The organism is Pseudomonas sp. ok266 (assembly GCF_900110195.1).
In the GTDB taxonomy this organism is placed as follows: domain Bacteria; phylum Pseudomonadota; class Gammaproteobacteria; order Pseudomonadales; family Pseudomonadaceae; genus Aquipseudomonas; species Aquipseudomonas neuropathica.
Genome location: NZ_FOCU01000001.1, coordinates 102,634 through 120,074 on the forward strand (window position 1 = coordinate 102,634; position 17,441 = coordinate 120,074).

The 17,441-nt window shown below is 56.8% G+C and carries 16 protein-coding genes; 7 read left to right on the forward strand and 9 right to left on the reverse strand.

Translation table 11 applies throughout. From position 1 onward, the window contains the following. Positions 1-2: 2 nt before the first annotated feature. Both trkA and BMY54_RS00535 read left to right on the forward strand, forming a co-directional pair. Positions 3-1,379: a Trk system potassium transporter TrkA gene (gene trkA, locus BMY54_RS00530; RefSeq protein WP_093429539.1), complete on the forward strand. Its 1,377-nt coding sequence runs from the start codon at positions 3-5 to the stop codon at positions 1,377-1,379. Positions 1,380-1,525: 146 nt separating this feature from the next. Further along, positions 1,526-1,840 carry a tetratricopeptide repeat protein gene (locus BMY54_RS00535; protein WP_093429540.1) on the forward strand — a complete coding sequence of 105 codons (315 nt, stop codon included), beginning with the start codon at positions 1,526-1,528 and terminating at the stop codon, positions 1,838-1,840. 1 nt (position 1,841) lies between these two features. On the opposite strand, the gene BMY54_RS00540 is transcribed toward BMY54_RS00535, so the two are convergent. The 3 genes from BMY54_RS00540 to BMY54_RS00550 all read right to left on the reverse strand — a co-directional run bounded on the left by BMY54_RS00540 (position 1,842) and on the right by BMY54_RS00550 (position 3,640). Continuing rightward, positions 1,842-2,081, reverse strand: a complete 240-nt coding sequence (locus tag BMY54_RS00540; protein ID WP_093429541.1) for a PilZ domain-containing protein — start codon at positions 2,079-2,081, stop codon at positions 1,842-1,844. A gap of 73 nt (positions 2,082-2,154) precedes the next feature. Continuing rightward, positions 2,155-3,042, reverse strand: coding sequence for a lysophospholipid acyltransferase (locus BMY54_RS00545; RefSeq protein WP_093429542.1), 888 nt, complete (start codon positions 3,040-3,042; stop codon positions 2,155-2,157). A gap of 40 nt (positions 3,043-3,082) precedes the next feature. Beyond that, entirely contained in the window at positions 3,083-3,640 is a 558-nt protein-coding gene (locus tag BMY54_RS00550; RefSeq protein ID WP_093429543.1) for a DNA-3-methyladenine glycosylase I, read from the reverse strand. An 81-nt stretch (positions 3,641-3,721) separates the two neighbouring features. Between BMY54_RS00550 and glyQ the strand changes: the two genes are divergently transcribed. The 4 genes from glyQ (at position 3,722) to BMY54_RS00570 (ending at position 8,133) form a co-directional block, all read left to right on the forward strand. Then, the gene (gene glyQ / locus BMY54_RS00555; RefSeq protein ID WP_003187265.1) at positions 3,722-4,675 is read left to right on the forward strand and encodes a glycine--tRNA ligase subunit alpha; all 954 of its coding nucleotides are present in this window, start codon (positions 3,722-3,724) and stop codon (positions 4,673-4,675) included. Then, the gene (glyS, locus tag BMY54_RS00560) at positions 4,672-6,726 is read left to right on the forward strand and encodes a glycine--tRNA ligase subunit beta (RefSeq protein ID WP_093429544.1); all 2,055 of its coding nucleotides are present in this window, start codon (positions 4,672-4,674) and stop codon (positions 6,724-6,726) included. Before glyQ ends, glyS begins: the two co-directional genes overlap by 4 nt. A gap of 4 nt (positions 6,727-6,730) precedes the next feature. After that, positions 6,731-7,270 carry a D-glycero-beta-D-manno-heptose 1,7-bisphosphate 7-phosphatase gene (gene gmhB / locus BMY54_RS00565; protein WP_175559537.1) on the forward strand — a complete coding sequence of 180 codons (540 nt, stop codon included), beginning with the start codon at positions 6,731-6,733 and terminating at the stop codon, positions 7,268-7,270. Positions 7,271-7,353: 83 nt separating this feature from the next. Further along, complete coding sequence (locus BMY54_RS00570; protein WP_093429546.1) at positions 7,354-8,133, forward strand: lysophospholipid acyltransferase family protein; 780 nt, start codon at positions 7,354-7,356, stop codon at positions 8,131-8,133. A 168-nt stretch (positions 8,134-8,301) separates the two neighbouring features. Here the strand turns inward: BMY54_RS00570 and BMY54_RS00575 are convergent, their stop codons facing one another. Beyond that, on the reverse strand, positions 8,302-9,834 hold the full coding sequence (locus tag BMY54_RS00575) for a sensor histidine kinase (RefSeq protein ID WP_093429547.1): 1,533 nt from the start codon (positions 9,832-9,834) through the stop codon (positions 8,302-8,304). A gap of 169 nt (positions 9,835-10,003) precedes the next feature. On the opposite strand from BMY54_RS00575, the gene BMY54_RS00580 reads away from it, so the two are divergent. Continuing rightward, positions 10,004-10,735, forward strand: a complete 732-nt coding sequence (locus BMY54_RS00580) for a response regulator transcription factor (RefSeq protein ID WP_093429548.1) — start codon at positions 10,004-10,006, stop codon at positions 10,733-10,735. A gap of 14 nt (positions 10,736-10,749) precedes the next feature. Here BMY54_RS00580 and BMY54_RS00585 read toward each other — a convergent pair whose 3' ends face one another. From BMY54_RS00585 to dnaN, 5 genes are all read right to left on the reverse strand, one after another. Next, positions 10,750-12,294 carry an anti-phage dCTP deaminase gene (locus tag BMY54_RS00585; RefSeq protein ID WP_093429964.1) on the reverse strand — a complete coding sequence of 515 codons (1,545 nt, stop codon included), beginning with the start codon at positions 12,292-12,294 and terminating at the stop codon, positions 10,750-10,752. Positions 12,295-12,319: 25 nt separating this feature from the next. Next, positions 12,320-12,484, reverse strand: a complete 165-nt coding sequence (locus BMY54_RS30530) for a hypothetical protein (RefSeq protein ID WP_175559538.1) — start codon at positions 12,482-12,484, stop codon at positions 12,320-12,322. A gap of 292 nt (positions 12,485-12,776) precedes the next feature. Beyond that, positions 12,777-15,194, reverse strand: a complete 2,418-nt coding sequence (gene gyrB, locus BMY54_RS00590) for a DNA topoisomerase (ATP-hydrolyzing) subunit B (protein ID WP_093429549.1) — start codon at positions 15,192-15,194, stop codon at positions 12,777-12,779. Positions 15,195-15,199: 5 nt separating this feature from the next. Then, entirely contained in the window at positions 15,200-16,303 is a 1,104-nt protein-coding gene (recF, locus tag BMY54_RS00595; RefSeq protein WP_038359568.1) for a DNA replication/repair protein RecF, read from the reverse strand. A 14-nt stretch (positions 16,304-16,317) separates the two neighbouring features. Then, entirely contained in the window at positions 16,318-17,421 is a 1,104-nt protein-coding gene (gene dnaN / locus BMY54_RS00600; RefSeq protein WP_007911887.1) for a DNA polymerase III subunit beta, read from the reverse strand. Positions 17,422-17,441 lie beyond the last annotated feature (20 nt).

Genomic DNA, 17,441 nt, shown 5'->3' on the forward strand with positions numbered 1-17,441 from the left:
GGATGAAAATCATCATCCTCGGTGCAGGACAGGTCGGCGGTTCGCTGGCAGAACATCTGGCCAGCGAGGCCAACGATATTACGGTAGTCGACACCGACGGTGAGCGCCTGCGCGACCTCGGCGACCGCCTCGACATCCGCACCGTGCAGGGCCGGGGCTCGCTGCCGTCGGTGCTGCGTCAGGCCGGCGCCGACGACGCGGACATGCTGGTGGCGGTGACCAACAGCGACGAAACCAACATGGTCGCCTGCCAGGTCGCCCACACGCTGTTCCACACCCCGACCAAAATCGCCCGGGTGCGCGAAGCGTCCTACCTCAATCGCGAGGAGCAACTGTTTCAGAACGAAGCGATTCCGGTCGACGTGCTGATCAGCCCCGAGCAGGTGGTGACCAACTACATCAAGCGCCTGATCCAGCATCCGGGCGCCTTGCAGGTGATCGACTTCGCCGAGGGTGCAGCGCAACTGGTAGCGGTGCGCGCCTATTACGGCGGGCCGCTGGTGGGTCAGCAACTGCGGCAGTTGCGTGAGCACATGCCGAATGTCGAGACTCGCGTCGCCGCAATTTTCCGCCGTGACCGGCCGATCCTGCCCCAGGGCGATACGGTGATCGAGGCGGATGACGAAGTCTTTTTCATCGCCGCCCGTGAGAATATTCGCGCGGTGATGAGCGAAATGCGCCGCCTCGACGAAACCTACAAACGCATCGTCATTGCCGGTGGCGGGCAGATCGGTGAACGTCTGGCCGAGGCCATCGAAAGCCGTTATCAGGTGAAGATCATCGAGATGAATCCGGCGCGTTGCCGTTATCTCTCCGACACCCTCGACAGCACCGTGGTGCTGCAGGGCAGTGCATCAGATCGTGATTTACTGATGGAGGAGAACATTGCCGACGCCGATATCTTCCTCGCCCTCACCAACGATGACGAAGCCAACATCATGTCGTCGCTGCTGGCCAAACGGCTGGGGGCGAAGAAGGTCATGACGATCATCAACAACCCGGCCTACGTCGATCTGATTCAAGGCGGCGATATCGACATCGCCATCAGCCCGCAACTGGCGACCATCGGCACCTTGCTGGCGCACGTGCGTCGTGGCGATATCGTCAGCGTGCACTCACTGCGCCGCGGTGCGGCAGAAGCCATCGAGGCGATTGCCCACGGTGATGCGAAGTCGAGCAAGGTCATCGGCAAGCCCATCGAGAAGATTGGCCTGCCGCCCGGCACCACCATTGGCGCGGTCATTCGCAACGAGCAAGTGATCATCGCCCACGACGACACGGTGATCGAAGCAGGCGACCATGTGATCCTGTTCCTTGTGGATAAAAAGCATATTCGCGATGTGGAGAAGCTGTTTCATGTGGGGTTGAGCTTCTTTTGAGGTTTGCGCTGACGGCACTGGCGCCTTCGCGAGCAGGCTCGCTCCCACATCTGGAATGCGTTTCCCCTGTGGGAGCGAGCCTGCTCGCGAAGGCGTTCTCACTAAACCCCATCAACACCTGACAGTCCCAAGAAAGGAATCCACCGATGCTCGACTCCCTGGAAAAAATGCTCGCCAAGGGTGTGGATAACTCTCTGCTGCGCTTCGGCCTGGGCAAGGGTTATCTGGATCTGGGTGAAAACGCCAAGGCCGCCGAGCACTTCCAGCGATGTGTTGGTTTTGATCCAAAGTATTCGGCGGCATGGAAACTGTTAGGCAAGGCGCATCTGGCGCTGGGCGATCACGCCGCCGCACGTCAGGCGTGGGAACAAGGTCTGGAAGCGGCCCGCGCCCATGGCGACAAGCAGGCCGAGAAGGAAATGATGGTGTTTCTGAAGAAGCTTGATCGTCAGGCGCTATAAGTCAAAGGTAGCGAAGACCGATCCCGTCGGCATCTACCGTCACCACTTCCATCCGCACCCGCGGCGCGCCTGTGGGTAAACCCTGCACCTCGCCGTAAACCACTGCGCCTTTGGGCAAAGTAGCCAAAACCGGATGCTGCACAAACACCCCGGTAGGCGAGAGGTTGCGCGTCTGCCCGAGGCATTCGCCAAAGCTGTCGTGGGTAATCTTGATGCGGAAGGATTTGCGTTGTTCGGACATCTTGTTGCGCCCTTTGATGAACGGTTGTGGATAACCTCGCCAGTGAGGTTATCCACAGATCATGCCAATCAGCTCAGTACCAGCGCTCTTCGCCCGGCGGACGCTTCTTGAAGCGCTTCATGCTCCACATGTACTGGCTCGGGTACGCGGCGACGTAACGCTCGACGACTTTACTCATCGCGGCGCAGGATTCGGCGGTATCGGTGCTGTACATGGCTTCTGGCGCGGCTTCGAGGATCACTTTGTAGCCGGAACCGTCGGGCAGGCGCAGCGCATGCAGGAACACACCGACGGCTTTGCCACCGGCGAGCATGTTCGGCACGAATTTGCTGGTCAGCGCTTGAGTGGCGAAGAACGGCACGAAGATCCCGGCGGATTCGGCCGGTTCCGGGTCAGCAGGAATGCCCACTGCACCACCTTTGCGCACTTCCTTGATCACACTGAGGATGCCTTCCTTGGTGGAAGCAGCGACTTTGTTGCCCAATTGCACGCGCTGTTTGCGCAGCAATTCGTCCACAGCTTTGAGCTTCGGCGGACGGTAGAAAATGATCGGTTTGCACTGGCTGCAATAGAAGTGATTGAGCACTTCCCAATTGCCTAAATGGCTGGTGATGCCGACCACGCCTTTGCCCGAGGCCAAGGCATTCTTGAGGATGTCGAGACCTTCGACTTCGCGCACCAGATCGATCGAGCGCTGCGCCGGCCAGATCCACGCGCAGGCGCTTTCGGTCAGCGACTTGCCGATGTCTTTCAGGCTTTGGCCGACCAGACGTTCACGTTCGGCGGCATCCATCTGTGGAAAACATTTCGCAAGGTTGATCCGCACCACTTCGCGGGAACGGTTGGGGGTTTTCCACATGATCCAGCCAATCGCCGAACCTACGGCCTGCACGGCCCGCCATGGCAGCAGGGCAAACAGCCGCAGAGCGCCTACCAGCAAGGCGCCTTTAAACTTTTCCACAGGTCACTCCTGATCTTGTGCGGTGCGCGAGGCGGCCATTCTAACCGGCGTTGACGAGCTGCGCGTAGCGGTCGCAGTCCTGAGTGTGGTCCATGACCATGCCCGAGGCCTGCATCAGTGCGTAGCAAATGGTCGGGCCGACGAACGTGAATCCGGCCTTTTTCAAGCCTTTGCTCATCGCCAGCGCTTCGGGGGTGATCGCCGGGACTTCGCTGCGATCCTTGAAATGATTGATGAGCGGTTGGTCACCGACGAACGACCAGAGGAACGCCACCGGGTCCTCCAGCGCCAGCCAGGCCTGGGCATTACGCCGGGCGGCGTTGAGTTTCAGGCGGTTGCGGATGATCCCAGGATCGAGCATCAATTCGTCGATTTCAGCGTCGCTCATCTGCGCCACGCGCTGTACGTCGAAGCCGAACAACACCTCGCGATAACGCTCGCGCTTGCGCAACACGGTGATCCAGGACAGCCCGGCCTGGAACCCTTCGAGCAAAAGCAACTCGAACAAACCCTGCGCATCGCGTAGCGGCGTGCCCCACTCCTGATCGTGATAAGCCATGTACAGCGGATCTTCGGTACACCAAAAGCAGCGTGGCATAAGGCTCCAGGGGGTGGAGGTGCGACTGAATCGGGTATACTCCCGCTCTTTAAATCGCAGCCCAAGAAACAGGTGAATTTCGTGAGCCAGCCTACGCCAGCCGTGCGTACCTTCCAAGACTTGATCCTCGCGCTCCAGCAATACTGGGCCGAGCAAGGTTGCGTGGTACTTCAGCCCTACGATATGGAAGTAGGCGCCGGCACTTTCCACACCGCGACCTTCCTCCGCGCCATCGGCCCGGAAACCTGGAACGCCGCCTACGTGCAGCCAAGCCGCCGTCCGACTGACGGCCGCTACGGCGAAAACCCGAACCGTCTGCAGCACTACTATCAGTTCCAGGTCGTCCTGAAGCCGAACCCGGATAACTTCCAGGAACTGTACCTGGGCTCGCTCAAGCATGTCGGCCTGGACCCGTTGGTTCACGACATTCGCTTCGTCGAAGACAACTGGGAATCGCCGACCCTCGGCGCCTGGGGTCTGGGCTGGGAAGTCTGGCTGAACGGCATGGAAGTGACTCAGTTCACTTACTTCCAGCAGGCGGGCGGCATCGAGTGCTACCCGGTGACCGGCGAGATCACTTACGGTCTCGAGCGTCTGGCCATGTACCTGCAAGGCGTGGATTCGGTCTACGACCTGGTCTGGGCTGACGGTCCGTTTGGCAAGGTGACCTACGGCGACGTGTTCCACCAGAACGAAGTGGAACAGTCCACTTACAACTTCGAACACGCCAACGTCGACAAGCTGTTCGAACTGTTCGACTTCTATGAAAGCGAAGCCAAACGCCTGATCGAACTCGACCAGCCGCTGCCGTTGCCGAGCTACGAAATGGTGTTGAAGGCGTCGCACACCTTCAACCTGCTGGATGCGCGCCGGGCGATCTCGGTGACCGCGCGTCAGCAATACATTCTGCGCGTACGCACCCTGGCGCGTTCCGTTGCGCAAGCCTACCTGCTGGCGCGCGCCAAGCTGGGCTTCCCGATGGCGACCCCGGACCTGCGTGACGAAGTACTGGCCAAGCTGGAGGCAGCACAATGAGTGCGCAAGATTTTCTGGTTGAACTGGGCACCGAAGAACTGCCACCGAAAGCCCTGAACACCCTGGCTGAAGCGTTTCTCGCCGGTATCGACAAGGGCCTGCAAGCCGCTGGCCTGAGCTACGAGACTAAAACTGTCTACGCCGCACCGCGTCGTCTGGCTGTGCTGATCACCGCGCTGGCTACCCAGCAACCGGATCGCAGCATCAACCTCGACGGCCCGCCACGTCAGGCGGCGTTCGACGCTGACGGCAATCCAACGCAAGCAGCACTGGGCTTCGCCAAGAAGTGCGGCGTCGATCTGAGCGAAATCGATCAGAGCGGCCCGAAACTGCGTTACAGCCAGAGCATCGCCGGCAAGCCGACCGCGAGCCTGCTGCCGACCATCGTCGAAGACTCGCTGAACGACCTGCCGATCCCGAAACGCATGCGTTGGGGTGCGCGCAAGGAAGAGTTCGTGCGTCCGACCCAATGGCTGGTGATGCTGCTCGGTGACCAGGTCATCGACTGCACCATCCTCGCGCAGAAGGCTGGCCGTGATTCCCGTGGTCACCGCTTCCATCACCCGGAAAGCGTGCGCATCGGTTCGCCGTCGAGCTACCTCGCCGACCTGCGTGCCGCTTATGTATTGGCCGATGCCAACGAGCGTCGCGAGATCATCAGCAAGCGCACCGAAGAACTGGCCACCCGTCAGGAAGGCACGGCAATCGTTCCGCCGGCACTGCTCGACGAAGTGACCGCGCTGGTTGAATGGCCGGTGCCGCTGGTGTGCTCGTTCGAGGAGCGTTTCCTCGACGTGCCGCAAGAAGCCCTGATCACCACCATGCAGGACAACCAGAAGTACTTCTGCCTGCTGGATGCCGACGGCAAGTTGCTGCCACGTTTCATCACTGTGGCCAACATCGAAAGCAAAGACCCGCAGCAGATCATCGCCGGTAACGAGAAAGTGGTTCGTCCACGTCTGACCGACGCCGAGTTCTTCTTCAAGCAAGACAAGAAGCAGAAACTCGAAGCCTTCAATGATCGCCTGAAGAACGTGGTGTTCCAGGAAAAACTCGGCAGCGTCTACGACAAGGCCGAGCGCGTATCGAAACTGGCTGCCTACATCGCCGCACGCATTGGCGGCAACGCCTCGTGGGCTGCTCGTGCGGGCCTGCTGTCGAAGTGTGACCTGGCCACCGAAATGGTCGGCGAATTCCCGGAGATGCAAGGTGTCGCTGGTTACTACTACGCCCTCAATGACGGCGAGCCGGAAGACGTCGCGCTGGCGCTCAACGAGCAGTACATGCCACGCGGTGCCGGTGCGGAACTGCCAGCCACCCTGACCGGTGCAGCCGTCGCGATCGCTGACAAGCTCGACACTCTGGTCGGTATCTTCGGTATCGGCATGCTGCCAACCGGCAGCAAAGACCCGTATGCCCTGCGCCGTGCGGCCCTCGGTGTGCTGCGCATCCTGATCGAGAAAAAACTCGACCTCGACCTGAACGACGCCGTGGCTTTCGCCGTGACTGCGTTCGGCGCCAAGGTCAAGGCTGCCGGCCTCAACGAGTCCGTGCTGGAATTCATCTTCGACCGTCTGCGTGCGCGTTACGAAGACGAAGGCGTTGAAGTCGCCACTTACCTGTCGGTGCGTGCCCTGAAGCCGGGTTCGGCGCTGGACTTCGACCAGCGTGTGCAAGCAGTGCAAGCCTTCCGCAAACTGCCGGAAGCGGCAGCGCTGGCGGCGGTGAACAAGCGTGTGTCGAACCTGTTGAGCAAACTCGAAGGCGCGGTACCGACCGAGGTGCAAGCCAAGTACTTCGACAACGCCAACGAGTTCTCGCTGTACTCGGCGATCCAGCAAGCGGATCAAGCGGTGCAGCCAATGGCGGCAGCGCGTCAGTACAACGAATCGCTGGCACGCCTGGCAGCATTGCGTGAGCCAGTCGATGCGTTCTTCGACGCGGTGATGGTCAATGCCGACGACGCCAATGTGCGGGCCAACCGTTACGCGCTGCTGGCGCGTCTGCGTGGTCTGTTCCTCGGTGTTGCCGACATTTCGCTGCTGGGTTGAGGGATTGCTGTTGAAACTGCTGATTCTCGATCGGGACGGAGTGATCAATTACGACTCCGACGCTTACATCAAGTCAGTGGCGGAGTGGATTCCGCTGCCCGGCTCGATCGAGGCGATTGCGCAGTTGAGCAAGGCCGGCTGGACGGTGGCGGTCGCCACCAACCAGTCGGGCATTGCTCGCGGCTACTACGACCTCGCCACCCTCGATGCCATGCACGCGCGACTGCGTACGCTCGTGGCGGAGCAGGGCGGTGAAGTCGGGCTGATCGTGTATTGCCCGCATGGGCCGGACGAAGGCTGCGATTGCCGCAAGCCGAAACCGGGGATGCTGAAAACCATCGCGGCGCATTACAACGTGACGCTGGCCAATGTCTGGTTCGTCGGCGACAGCCTTGGTGACCTGGAAGCTGCCAAAGCCGTCGATTCACAGCCAGTTTTGGTAAAGACCGGAAAGGGCGCAAAGACTCAGGGCAAAACCCTGCCGGTTGGCACTCTGATTTTTGACGATCTGGCGGCGATTGCCGCAGAACTTATCCACAACTAGAGTACTTCTGAAGTTCCTGACCAGGGATTGATCGGGAGTGCGCTTGAACATTCGGGCATTGCCCCGTAACGGTAAACGTCACTATGTCGATACTGCGGGCCATCAGGATTTTTCTCTTTTACCTGCTGCTGGGCACCACCTCCCTGCTGTGGTGCAGCTTGAGTTTTTTTATCGCGCCGTTTTTGCCGTTCAAGGCGCGCTATCGTTTTATCAACGTGTACTGGTGCCGCTGTGCCTTGTGGTTGACCAAGGTGTTCCTCGGTATCCGTTACGAAATCAAAGGCGCGGAAAACGTACCTGACCGGCCCTGCGTGATTCAGTCGAACCACCAGAGCACTTGGGAGACGTTCTTTCTCTCCGCTTATTTTTCGCCGTTGAGCCAGGTGCTCAAGCGCGAGCTGCTTTATGTACCGTTCTTTGGCTGGGCCATGGCCATGCTGCGGCCAATCGCGATTGACCGTGACAACCCGAAAGCTGCACTGAAACAAGTCGCCGCCAAAGGTGACGAGCTGCTCAAGGACAACGTTTGGGTGCTGATCTTTCCTGAAGGCACACGCGTGCCGTTTGGCACTGTCGGCAAGTTCTCCCGCAGTGGTAGCGCTTTGGCGGTAAATGCGGCGCTTCCGGTCCTGCCGATTGCACACAATGCCGGCAAATTCTGGCCGAAAATCGGCTGGGGCAAGAAGTCCGGGGTGATCACCGTGGTCATCGGTGAGCCGATGTATGCCGAAGGCACAGGGCCTCGCGCCATTGCTGATCTGAACGACCGCGTACAAGCGTGGAACGAGAAGACTCAACGGGAAATGGGTTCGCTGCCACCGGCACCGCAAGCACCGGCTGCAAGCGATCAGATCGCTGTCTGAGATTTTGTGGATAACCTGTGTACGGTTTTGTTGAAAAAGCCTGAATATTGAAATTAAGTGATTGATTTACTTATATATTTCTCAAGCTCATAAAACACCGTAAAACGTGCATAAGTTTTTTTCGGATGTAAAAAGACCGGCTGATATAGCCGGTTTTTTTGTGCCTGTTCACTCGGCGATCAACGGTAATTCGAAAAGAAATGTGGTGCCTTGATCGACCATGCTGTGGCACGAGATTTTGCCGCCGTGGTGATCAACCACCGCTTTGACCATCGACAAGCCCAGGCCAACGCCGTCGATGCCTTGTGCGGAGGAAAAACGTCGGTACTGACTGAACAGGTCGGGCAACTCTTGTTCGGCGATGCCTTTGCCTTGATCGGTCAGTTCGCAACGTAGCCACTCTCCTTGGCAACTGACTCGTAGTTCAATCGTGGTATCTGCGGGGCTGTACTTGATCGCATTCTCCAGCAGGTTGAACAGCGCACGCGTCAGCAATCCCTGGTCAGCCATGATCAGGCGCTCTTGGGATTGCTCATCCATGTCGTGCAGCAGTTCGATGCGTTTCTGCTGGGCGATGGGCAAGGCCTGATCCAGCACGTCCAGCACCAACATAGCGAACAGGCTCGGCTGGAACTGATAGGCTTCGGACTCGGCCCGCGCCAGCAAGACGAAACCATCGGTGAGATCCAGCGCGCGACGCACCTGCCGCTCAATCTGTTCGAATAACGGCGAGTCCGCCCCGGCCTGATGGCGGTGAACATCGAGCAGGGCGAGGATCGCCGAATGCGGGGCACGCAAGTCGTGGGAAAGAAAGCGCAGCAATACCCCGCGTTGTTCCTCGGCGGCACGTTCGGCGCTGAGATCGGTGAGGCTGAGCAGCCAACCAATCGGCGTGTCTCCGTCCACCGGCAGCAGGGCGGCACGCTCCAGGCGCAGGCTGCGTTCCTTGTGATCGCGAAACTCCAACAGCGGAATGGCCGACAGTGACGGGCGCAACTCTGTGGACAACTCCGGGTAACCGAGGCTGGCCAGTTGATCGAGGACGTCGTCCCCCACCAGATTGTGATCGAATAGCTGGCGAGCCTTGCGATTGCCCAGCAGGATCTGGCCTTTGGGATCGCTGATCAGTGTGGCGACGGGCAAGTACTCCAGACCGTCGGCAATAAAGCGCCGGGTATCACGGGTGCGACTCATAGCCTGTTCCAGCGCCATGATCTGCCCCTGCAAGCGATCAGCACCGGTGAATTGCGAGCGACGGCGTTCGGGGAAAACCTTCGGCTCGCTGTCCAGTCGTGCCAGCTCCCAGCCGAAATAAGTCAGCACTACGCTCAGGCGCCGCCAGTTCCAGATCAGATAACCGAACAACATCCCCAACACGGCTGGCGTCGGCGACCACCAGCGGCGCGTTTCTGCTAAACCTGCACTGGTCAGCAACGCGCACGCCATGCTGATCAACGTGACCCAGAGCGCCCAGCGCGGGCGCCACAACAGCAGCCCAAGACTGCCGGCCACCAAGGCGACCGACAACAGGGCGCCTTTGGCGGCAGACGCATCGTGCAGGTTAATCTGCGCGCGATAAGACAGCAGCGCAGTCAGCGGCAACAGCACTAGACTTATCCACAACCATTCGCGCACCAACTGTCGAAACAATCGCTGCACCTGGCTCGGTTCACGGCTTTCACGCCGACGCTGATTGTTCATGGGGAAAAAGGGCAGGGCAGTGTGAATGGTTTCATGGGCCACAGGTCTGAGACGTAGACCCGAAGAATCATAGCGGACGTCGACCAACGGCGGGCCGCTTACTTTCACAGCTTGGGCCGAGCGACTATGGTTGTCCGCCAACTGCCCCAGCAACAAGGAATAACCGCGAATGCGCGTTGCGATTCTGGACGACGAACCCGCCGAACTGCGCCGGGTCGAGCAAACCCTGCAGCAAATGGCCGATGCCGGCGATCAGCCATGGTCGCTGCACAGCTTCGAGCGTGGCGAAGACTTGCTGCGCCAGTTGCGCCGGGAAACCTTCGACCTGCTGATCCTCGACTGGCAACTGCCAGACCTGACCGGCCTGGCCCTGCTGCGCTGGACTCGCGAACACATGGAAGCACCGCCGGCGGCGATCATGCTCACCAGTCGTGATGGCGAGAACGATATCGTCCAGGCGTTGAATGCCGGGGCCGACGATTATGTAAGTAAACCGTTCCGCGCCAATGAACTGAAAGCCCGAGTCGCCGCAGTACTACGTCGGCATAGCCAGCCACGCAGCACGGCGACGGAAGCGCTGAGCTTCAATGACCTGACGTTTGATGATGCAGAGCTGACCGTTACCCGGGAGGGAAAGCCGATCGTCATGACCGAGCGTGAATATCGGCTGGCGCGGTGTCTGTTCAGCAATCTGGGCCGGCCGTTGTCGCGGGATTATCTATATGAGCGGTTTTGGCCGCATGAAGAGATGGCGTCGTCGCGACCGTTGGATACGCATATCTACCGGTTGCGGAACAAGCTCGGGCTGACGGCGGATCGAGGGTGGCAGTTGCTGACGATTTATGGGTATGGGTATCGGTTGGAGAGTGTTGCAAGTCTCTTAAACTCGAAATCTAGTTGAGCGGTTCTCAGATGTTAAGAGAATTGCTCAACTGCCTGTTCTACCACCTTAGCCTCTACATCAATATATGATTCAAGTAACTCTACAGAGATTTGAGATGCTGTACGGTTGACAATATCAATAGCTTGGCCATTCTCATCCTTCCTTTTTCCCTTATCTGAGAAAAAGCTAGAATACTGACGAGGTGAAACACCATCAAAACTCTCAAAAATAACTTTTCCGTCAACAATTTGCTCTGACGATATCGCGTCAGAATGCAGTTCCATTGCTAAACTTTTCTCATAAGGTTCTATAAAAACAACTCTACTAATACCTGCTGCGATAATATGCCTAGCACAATTGTGACAGGGATACGTGGTGGTATAGAGAGTACAATTTTCTGAAGATGCATTTTGTTTTCTAGCCAAAGCCAAAATCGCTTCCATTTCTGCATGGATCGCTCTGGAGTATTCTATAATAGAACCTGCTCTTGTCTCTTCTTGTATCAGCTCTGCAATGTGACTGGCATTGGCCTCTGATATACTAACTTCACGACCGATAATGTCGATTATATTTTTTACTAATCGCCCCTTGTAATCATCGTTATAACATTTACGCCCATGATGAATACACCGTTGATCATTAACCTCGTCATCAGAACTGTAAAGCCCTCCATGCGCTTTAGGCACATCATTCCAACCCAATGAAAGTACGTTTCCATTTTTATCTGAGATCGCGGCTCCAACTTGTCGACTCAGACAGGCAGACTTCAGTGAGGCGGAGAAAGCAGCATACATTCCCGACTCATCCTTTGTTGGAGTTAGTCCATTCTTACCGTGAACTAATCCTACAAATCTTGAACATGGCTTGGTTAAATTAGCAACGCTATCTAGATTATATCGAATGAAATAATCAGAGCGTTGTATTGTTTTTTCTAATTTTTGACCGTACTTAGAATTTTCGTTTCTATCTCTTTCGACTAAAGCTAACGCAGAAGTCGGGCTAATCCCTTCTTGCTGTAAATTACGAAGTCGAGTTTGTTGTGGGCTAAGTACACCTACCAGATAAAATATACTTTTATAAACTTGCTTAAAAAGATCTGCCTCCGCAGGGTTTTTTAGCTGATCTACTATGTAAACCGTTCTAGGTGGGTCTTCCTCATTATTGACTTGTTTCTGTAACTCTCGCTCAATAGATATTTTTTTGATCGCTTGTATAGCAAGGGCTTTAGGGTTGACAGACTCTCTAATTTCATTACCCAAATCTTGAAGAACATCATACCTTTCAGCCCCCTCAAGCTGATAAATATTTTTAGTTTCATGTTTTTTGGGAAGAGGTTTTTTGGAGAAATACTCCTTTATAATGTCGCTGATTTTTATATATCGTACTGCATAACCAAAATTTTCAAACTGGGAGGACACTTCTCTAATTACGTCAGAAAGGTTACATCCGACAGCGCCACAGACACCAACTATAATTTCTTTCGTCTGCCGAGATTGAATTCTTTTCGTAATATCTCTTTCTGAGTCCTGATCACCATCATTCGCGGGGGAAACATTTGCAAGTTGGCCCGCAGACATCCTTATCTCCTTATAAAATAGATAATTACCAATCGCTTTTAGCAGCTCTCGATAATATTTTTTGCAACGCTTTCCTATGTTCTTCTTCTTTTCTTCTTTCAGCGAAAGCTTCCGCATTTACAACAACAGAAAAATTCTCGCTCAATTTCAATTGAGCTAAATTTCGGTCTAATTTTTCTGTATTTTTCATAATCCCCTCTCTTGTGTCCGTATCTGGTGGACAAGGCGGCTTATTCTACTGCCCGAGAAAGCAAAATCAACCAGTCCTTTGCCAATCATATTAGTTACTAATAACGCTGAAGCAATGAGATGGACAGCATTTTTCGGCCATAAACTCCTTTTCCTACATCAAATTTCGAAATTTCCGAATTGTTTTTTATAATTAAAAGTTATTAAAAAATATATTATTTTTATAAGCTGCTGATTTTAAATAAAAAACCCGGCCAGAGGCCGGGTTTATCTGAATCTACAAAAAATAGCATTTAAAAGTCTAGGTTCGAAACCGCCAGCGCATTGCTCTCGATGAAGTCACGGCGAGGTTCGACCGCATCACCCATCAGGGTGTTGAAGATCTGGTCTGCGCCAATGGCGTCTTCGATGGTGACTTTCAGCATGCGGCGCACGCTTGGGTCCATGGTGGTTTCCCACAGCTGATCCGGGTTCATTTCGCCCAGACCTTTGTATCGCTGAATGGTGTGGCGCTTGGTGCTTTCCGCCATCAGCCAGTCGAGGGCTTCCTTGAACTCGGTGACTGCCTTCTTGCGCTCGCCACGCTGGATGTACGCGCCGTCGTCGAGCAGGGTGCTCAGTTGAGCGCCAAGGGTGACGACGGTTTTGTAGTCGTTGCTGCCGAAGAAGTCGCGGTTGAAGGTGACGTAGTTCGACAGGCCGTGGGAGATCAGTTCGACCTCCGGCAGCCATACACCACGTTCACGGTCTTCACGCAGGCTGGCCTTGTAGACCAGACCGGACTTCTCGACGGTGCGCAGACGGACTTCGTACTGGGCCAGCCAGTCCTGCATCTTGGCGTGGTCGCCAAGCATTTCCAGGCTCACGGCCGGCAGGTAGATGAAGTGCTCGGTCAGCTCTTGCGGGTACAGGCGCGACAGGCGCTTGAGGGTCTTCATCACCATGCGGAAGTCGTTTACCAGACGCTCCAAAGCTTCACCGGAAATGCCTGGGGCCTCTTCGTTCAGGTGCAGGCTGGCATCTTCCAGAGCCGACTGCGTCATGTACTCTTCCATGGCGTCGTCGTCTTTGATGTATTGCTCTTGCTTGCCTTTCTTGACCTTGTACAGCGGCGGCTGGGCGATGTAGATGTAGCCGCGCTCGATCAGCTCCGGCAACTGACGGAAGAAGAAGGTCAGCAGCAGGGTACGGATGTGCGAACCGTCGACGTCAGCATCGGTCATGATGATGATGTTGTGATAACGCAGCTTGTCGATGTTGTATTCGTCGCGACCGATGCCGCAGCCCAGCGCGGTGATCAAGGTGCCCACTTCCTGGGAAGAGATCATCTTGTCGAAACGCGCTTTCTCGACGTTGAGGATCTTGCCCTTCAACGGCAGGATCGCCTGGGTCTTGCGGTTACGTCCCTGCTTGGCAGAGCCGCCCGCGGAGTCACCTTCCACGAGGTACAGTTCGGAGAGTGCCGGGTCTTTTTCCTGGCAGTCAGCGAGCTTGCCTGGCAGACCGGCAATGTCCAGCGCGCCTTTGCGGCGGGTCATCTCACGGGCCTTGCGCGCAGCTTCACGGGCACGGGCGGCGTCGATCATCTTGCCGACGACCAGCTTGGCTTCGTTCGGGTTTTCCAGGAGGAAGTCGGAGAAGTACTTGCCCATCTCCTGCTCGACCGCAGTCTTCACTTCGGAAGACACCAGCTTGTCTTTGGTCTGCGAGCTGAACTTCGGATCCGGCACTTTCACCGAAATGATCGCGGTCAGGCCTTCACGGGCATCGTCGCCGGTGGTGGCGACTTTGTGCTTCTTCGCCAGACCTTCCTGCTCGATGTAGTTGTTCAGGTTACGCGTCAGGGCCGAGCGGAAGCCCACCAGGTGGGTACCGCCGTCGCGCTGCGGAATGTTGTTGGTGAAGCACAACAGGTTCTCGTTGAAGCTGTCGTTCCACTGCAGGGCGATTTCCACGCCGATGCCGTCTTCACGCTGGATGTTGAAGTGGAACACCTGGTTGACCGCAGTCTTGTTGGTGTTCAGGTATTCAACGAACGCACGCAGGCCACCTTCGTATTTGAACAGCTCTTCCTTGCCGCTGCGCTCATCCTTGAGGACGATGCCGACACCGGAGTTGAGGAAGGACAGTTCACGAATGCGCTTGGCCAAGATGTCCCAGCTGAAGTGAATGTTCTTGAAGGTTTCGCTGGAAGCCTTGAAGTGGATCTGGGTACCGGTGGTTTCGCTGTCGCCAACGATGGCCATCGGTGCCTGAGGTACGCCGTGGACGTAGGTCTGTTCCCAGATCTTGCCGCTGCGGCGAACGGTCAGGACCAGTTCTTCGGACAGTGCGTTCACTACCGATACACCTACGCCGTGCAGACCGCCGGAGACCTTGTAGGAGTTGTCGTCGAACTTACCGCCAGCGTGGAGGACGGTCATGATGACCTCGGCGGCGGAAACGCCTTCCTCTTTGTGCACGTCTACCGGGATGCCACGGCCGTTGTCTTTAACGGTGATGGACTCATCCGGGTGGATGATGATGCTGATGTCGTCGCAGTGGCCGGCGAGGGCTTCGTCGATCGAGTTGTCGACCACCTCGAACACCATGTGGTGCAGACCGCTGCCATCGTCAGTGTCACCAATGTACATACCGGGACGTTTGCGTACGGCATCCAGGCCTTTCAGCACTTTAATGCTCGTTGAGTCGTACGTATTTTCTTCGCTCAATGCCTTCACTCCCGATGGTCGTGGGTCTGGGTGATACGGCCCTGTTCCACGTGGAACAGAGCGACTGGCGTTTCCGTCTGCCAGCCTTCCCTCAATAATTCGTGATCTACACAGGTGATGAACACCTGGCAGCGTAAGTCTTCCAGCAAACGGCACAGCGCGCGACGATGGCCCTCGTCCAGCTCGGACGGCAAGTCATCCACCAGATAAATACACTGACCGCGACGGGCCTGGCTGACCAAATGCCCTTGGGCAATCCGTAGTGCACAGACCACTAACTTCTGCTGACCCCGGGACAATATGTCCGCGGCGTTGTGAGCGCCCAATCTAAGACGCAAATCAGCTCGTTGCGGTCCGGCCTGGGTATGACCCATTTGCTGATCCCGTTGCACGGATCCAGCCAGTACAGCGCTCAATTCCCGGTCTTTGTCCCAGCCTCGGTAATAGCTGAGCGTCAAACCTTCAAGCTCAACCAGTTCGCTCAAGGTTTGTTCAAAGACTGGTTTCAAGGCTTTGATGTAGGCGCGGCGGTATTCATCGATTTCAGCGCTGGCCTGGCACAGTTCCCTGTCCCAAACCGCTTGCGAAACGGCGTCAAGTGTACCATGTCGCAGCCAAGAGTTTCTCTGGCGCAGGGCCTTCTGCAACCGCTGCCAGGTGGCCATAAAGCGCGGCTCGACGTGGAACACGCCCCAGTCGAGAAACTGTCGACGAATCTTCGGCGCACCTTCAAGCAAGCGGAAGCTGTCGGGGTTGATCAACTGCAGCGGCAGGATCTCCGCCAGCTGCGCAGCACTGCGGGCGTTCTGGCCGTCGATGCGGATCTGGAACTCGCCCTGACGATCGCGCGAGATCCCCAACGCACTGTGCCCACCCTCAGCCAATTCGACCTGACCGAACACGGTGCAGGCGAGTTGCTCGTACTGAATGACCGGCAACAGCCGCGTGCTACGAAACGAACGGGCAAGCCCCAGCAGATGAATGGCTTCCAGAACACTGGTTTTGCCGCTGCCGTTGGCGCCGTAAAGAATGTTGATGCGGGGGGAGGGGGAGAAGGTCACCGGGTGCAGATTGCGCACCGCGGTGACCGAAACACGACTTAAGGACATCCAGGGTCAGCTGATTACAGACGCATCGGCATGACAACGTAAGCCGAATCGTCGTTGTCGGACTCTTGCACCAGTGCACTGCTGTTGGAGTCGGACAGGATCAGACGAACCTGCTCGGTGGTCATCACGCCCAGCACGTCGAGCAAATAGCTCACGTTGAAGCCGATTTCCAGAGAGCCGCCGTTGTATTCAACGCCCACTTCCTCTTCCGCTTCTTCCTGTTCCGGGTTGTTGGCCTGGATCTTCAACTGACCGCTGGCCAGTTGCAGACGGATACCACGGTACTTCTCGTTGGACAGAATCGCGGTACGGCTGAACGCTTCACGCAAGGCCTGGCGATCGCCCAATACCAGCTTGTCGCCGCCCTTTGGCAGAACGCGCTCGTAGTCCGGGAACTTGCCGTCAACCAGTTTCGAGGTGAAGGTGAATTCGCCGGTGGTGGCGCGGATGTGATGTTGACCCAGCACGATGCTGACATTGCCGTCCGGCTCGGTGAGCAGACGCGCCAGTTCCAGAATACCTTTGCGCGGCACGATCACCTGATGGCGATCTGGCTGGCCGATATCGGCCTTCATCGAGCACATGGCCAGACGGTGACCGTCGGTGGCCACAGCGCGGATGATGCCTTCGGACACTTCCAGCAGCATGCCATTGAGGTAATAACGCACGTCCTGCTGGGCCATGGCGAAGCTTGTGCGTTCGATCAGGCGACGCAGTTTGCTTTGTTCAAGACTGCAAGTCAGCGAGCCCGGACCTTCTTCAACGGTCGGGAAATCGTTGGCCGGCAGAGTCGACAGGGTGAAGCGGCTACGGCCAGCCTTCACCACCAGCTTCTGCTCGTCGACCTTGATGTCGATCAGCGCGTCGTTGGGCAGGCTTTTGCAGATATCCATCAGCTTGCGCGCAGGCACGGTGATGGAACCTGTTTCAGCCGGCTCTTCAAGTTGCACACGACCGACCAGCTCGACCTCGAGGTCGGTACCGGTCAGCGACAGTTGCTGGCCTTCGACAACCAGCAGCACGTTGGAGAGTACCGGCAAGGTCTGTCGGCGCTCGACGACGCCTGCGACCAGTTGCAGGGGTTTCAACAGGGCTTCGCGTTGAATGGTGAAATGCATGGTCTAGTCCCTTGCCTTAA

Bases quoted from the DNA above. Each gene is read 5' to 3' on its own strand.
- BMY54_RS00570 (WP_093429546.1), top strand. From the start codon at position 7,354: ATGTCGATACTGCGGGCCATCAGGATTTTTCTCTTTTACCTGCTGCTG.
- BMY54_RS00580 (WP_093429548.1), top strand. From the start codon at position 10,004: ATGCGCGTTGCGATTCTGGACGACGAACCCGCCGAACTGCGCCGGGTC.
- BMY54_RS00575 (WP_093429547.1), bottom strand. From the start codon at position 9,834: ATGAACAATCAGCGTCGGCGTGAAAGCCGTGAACCGAGCCAGGTGCAG.
- BMY54_RS00550 (WP_093429543.1), bottom strand. From the start codon at position 3,640: ATGCCACGCTGCTTTTGGTGTACCGAAGATCCGCTGTACATGGCTTAT.
- trkA (WP_093429539.1), top strand. From the start codon at position 3: ATGAAAATCATCATCCTCGGTGCAGGACAGGTCGGCGGTTCGCTGGCA.
- BMY54_RS00585 (WP_093429964.1), bottom strand. From the start codon at position 12,294: ATGTCTGCGGGCCAACTTGCAAATGTTTCCCCCGCGAATGATGGTGAT.
- BMY54_RS30530 (WP_175559538.1), bottom strand. From the start codon at position 12,484: ATGAAAAATACAGAAAAATTAGACCGAAATTTAGCTCAATTGAAATTG.
- BMY54_RS00540 (WP_093429541.1), bottom strand. From the start codon at position 2,081: ATGTCCGAACAACGCAAATCCTTCCGCATCAAGATTACCCACGACAGC.
- glyS (WP_093429544.1), top strand. From the start codon at position 4,672: ATGAGTGCGCAAGATTTTCTGGTTGAACTGGGCACCGAAGAACTGCCA.
- recF (WP_038359568.1), bottom strand. From the start codon at position 16,303: ATGTCCTTAAGTCGTGTTTCGGTCACCGCGGTGCGCAATCTGCACCCG.
- dnaN (WP_007911887.1), bottom strand. From the start codon at position 17,421: ATGCATTTCACCATTCAACGCGAAGCCCTGTTGAAACCCCTGCAACTG.
- BMY54_RS00535 (WP_093429540.1), top strand. From the start codon at position 1,526: ATGCTCGACTCCCTGGAAAAAATGCTCGCCAAGGGTGTGGATAACTCT.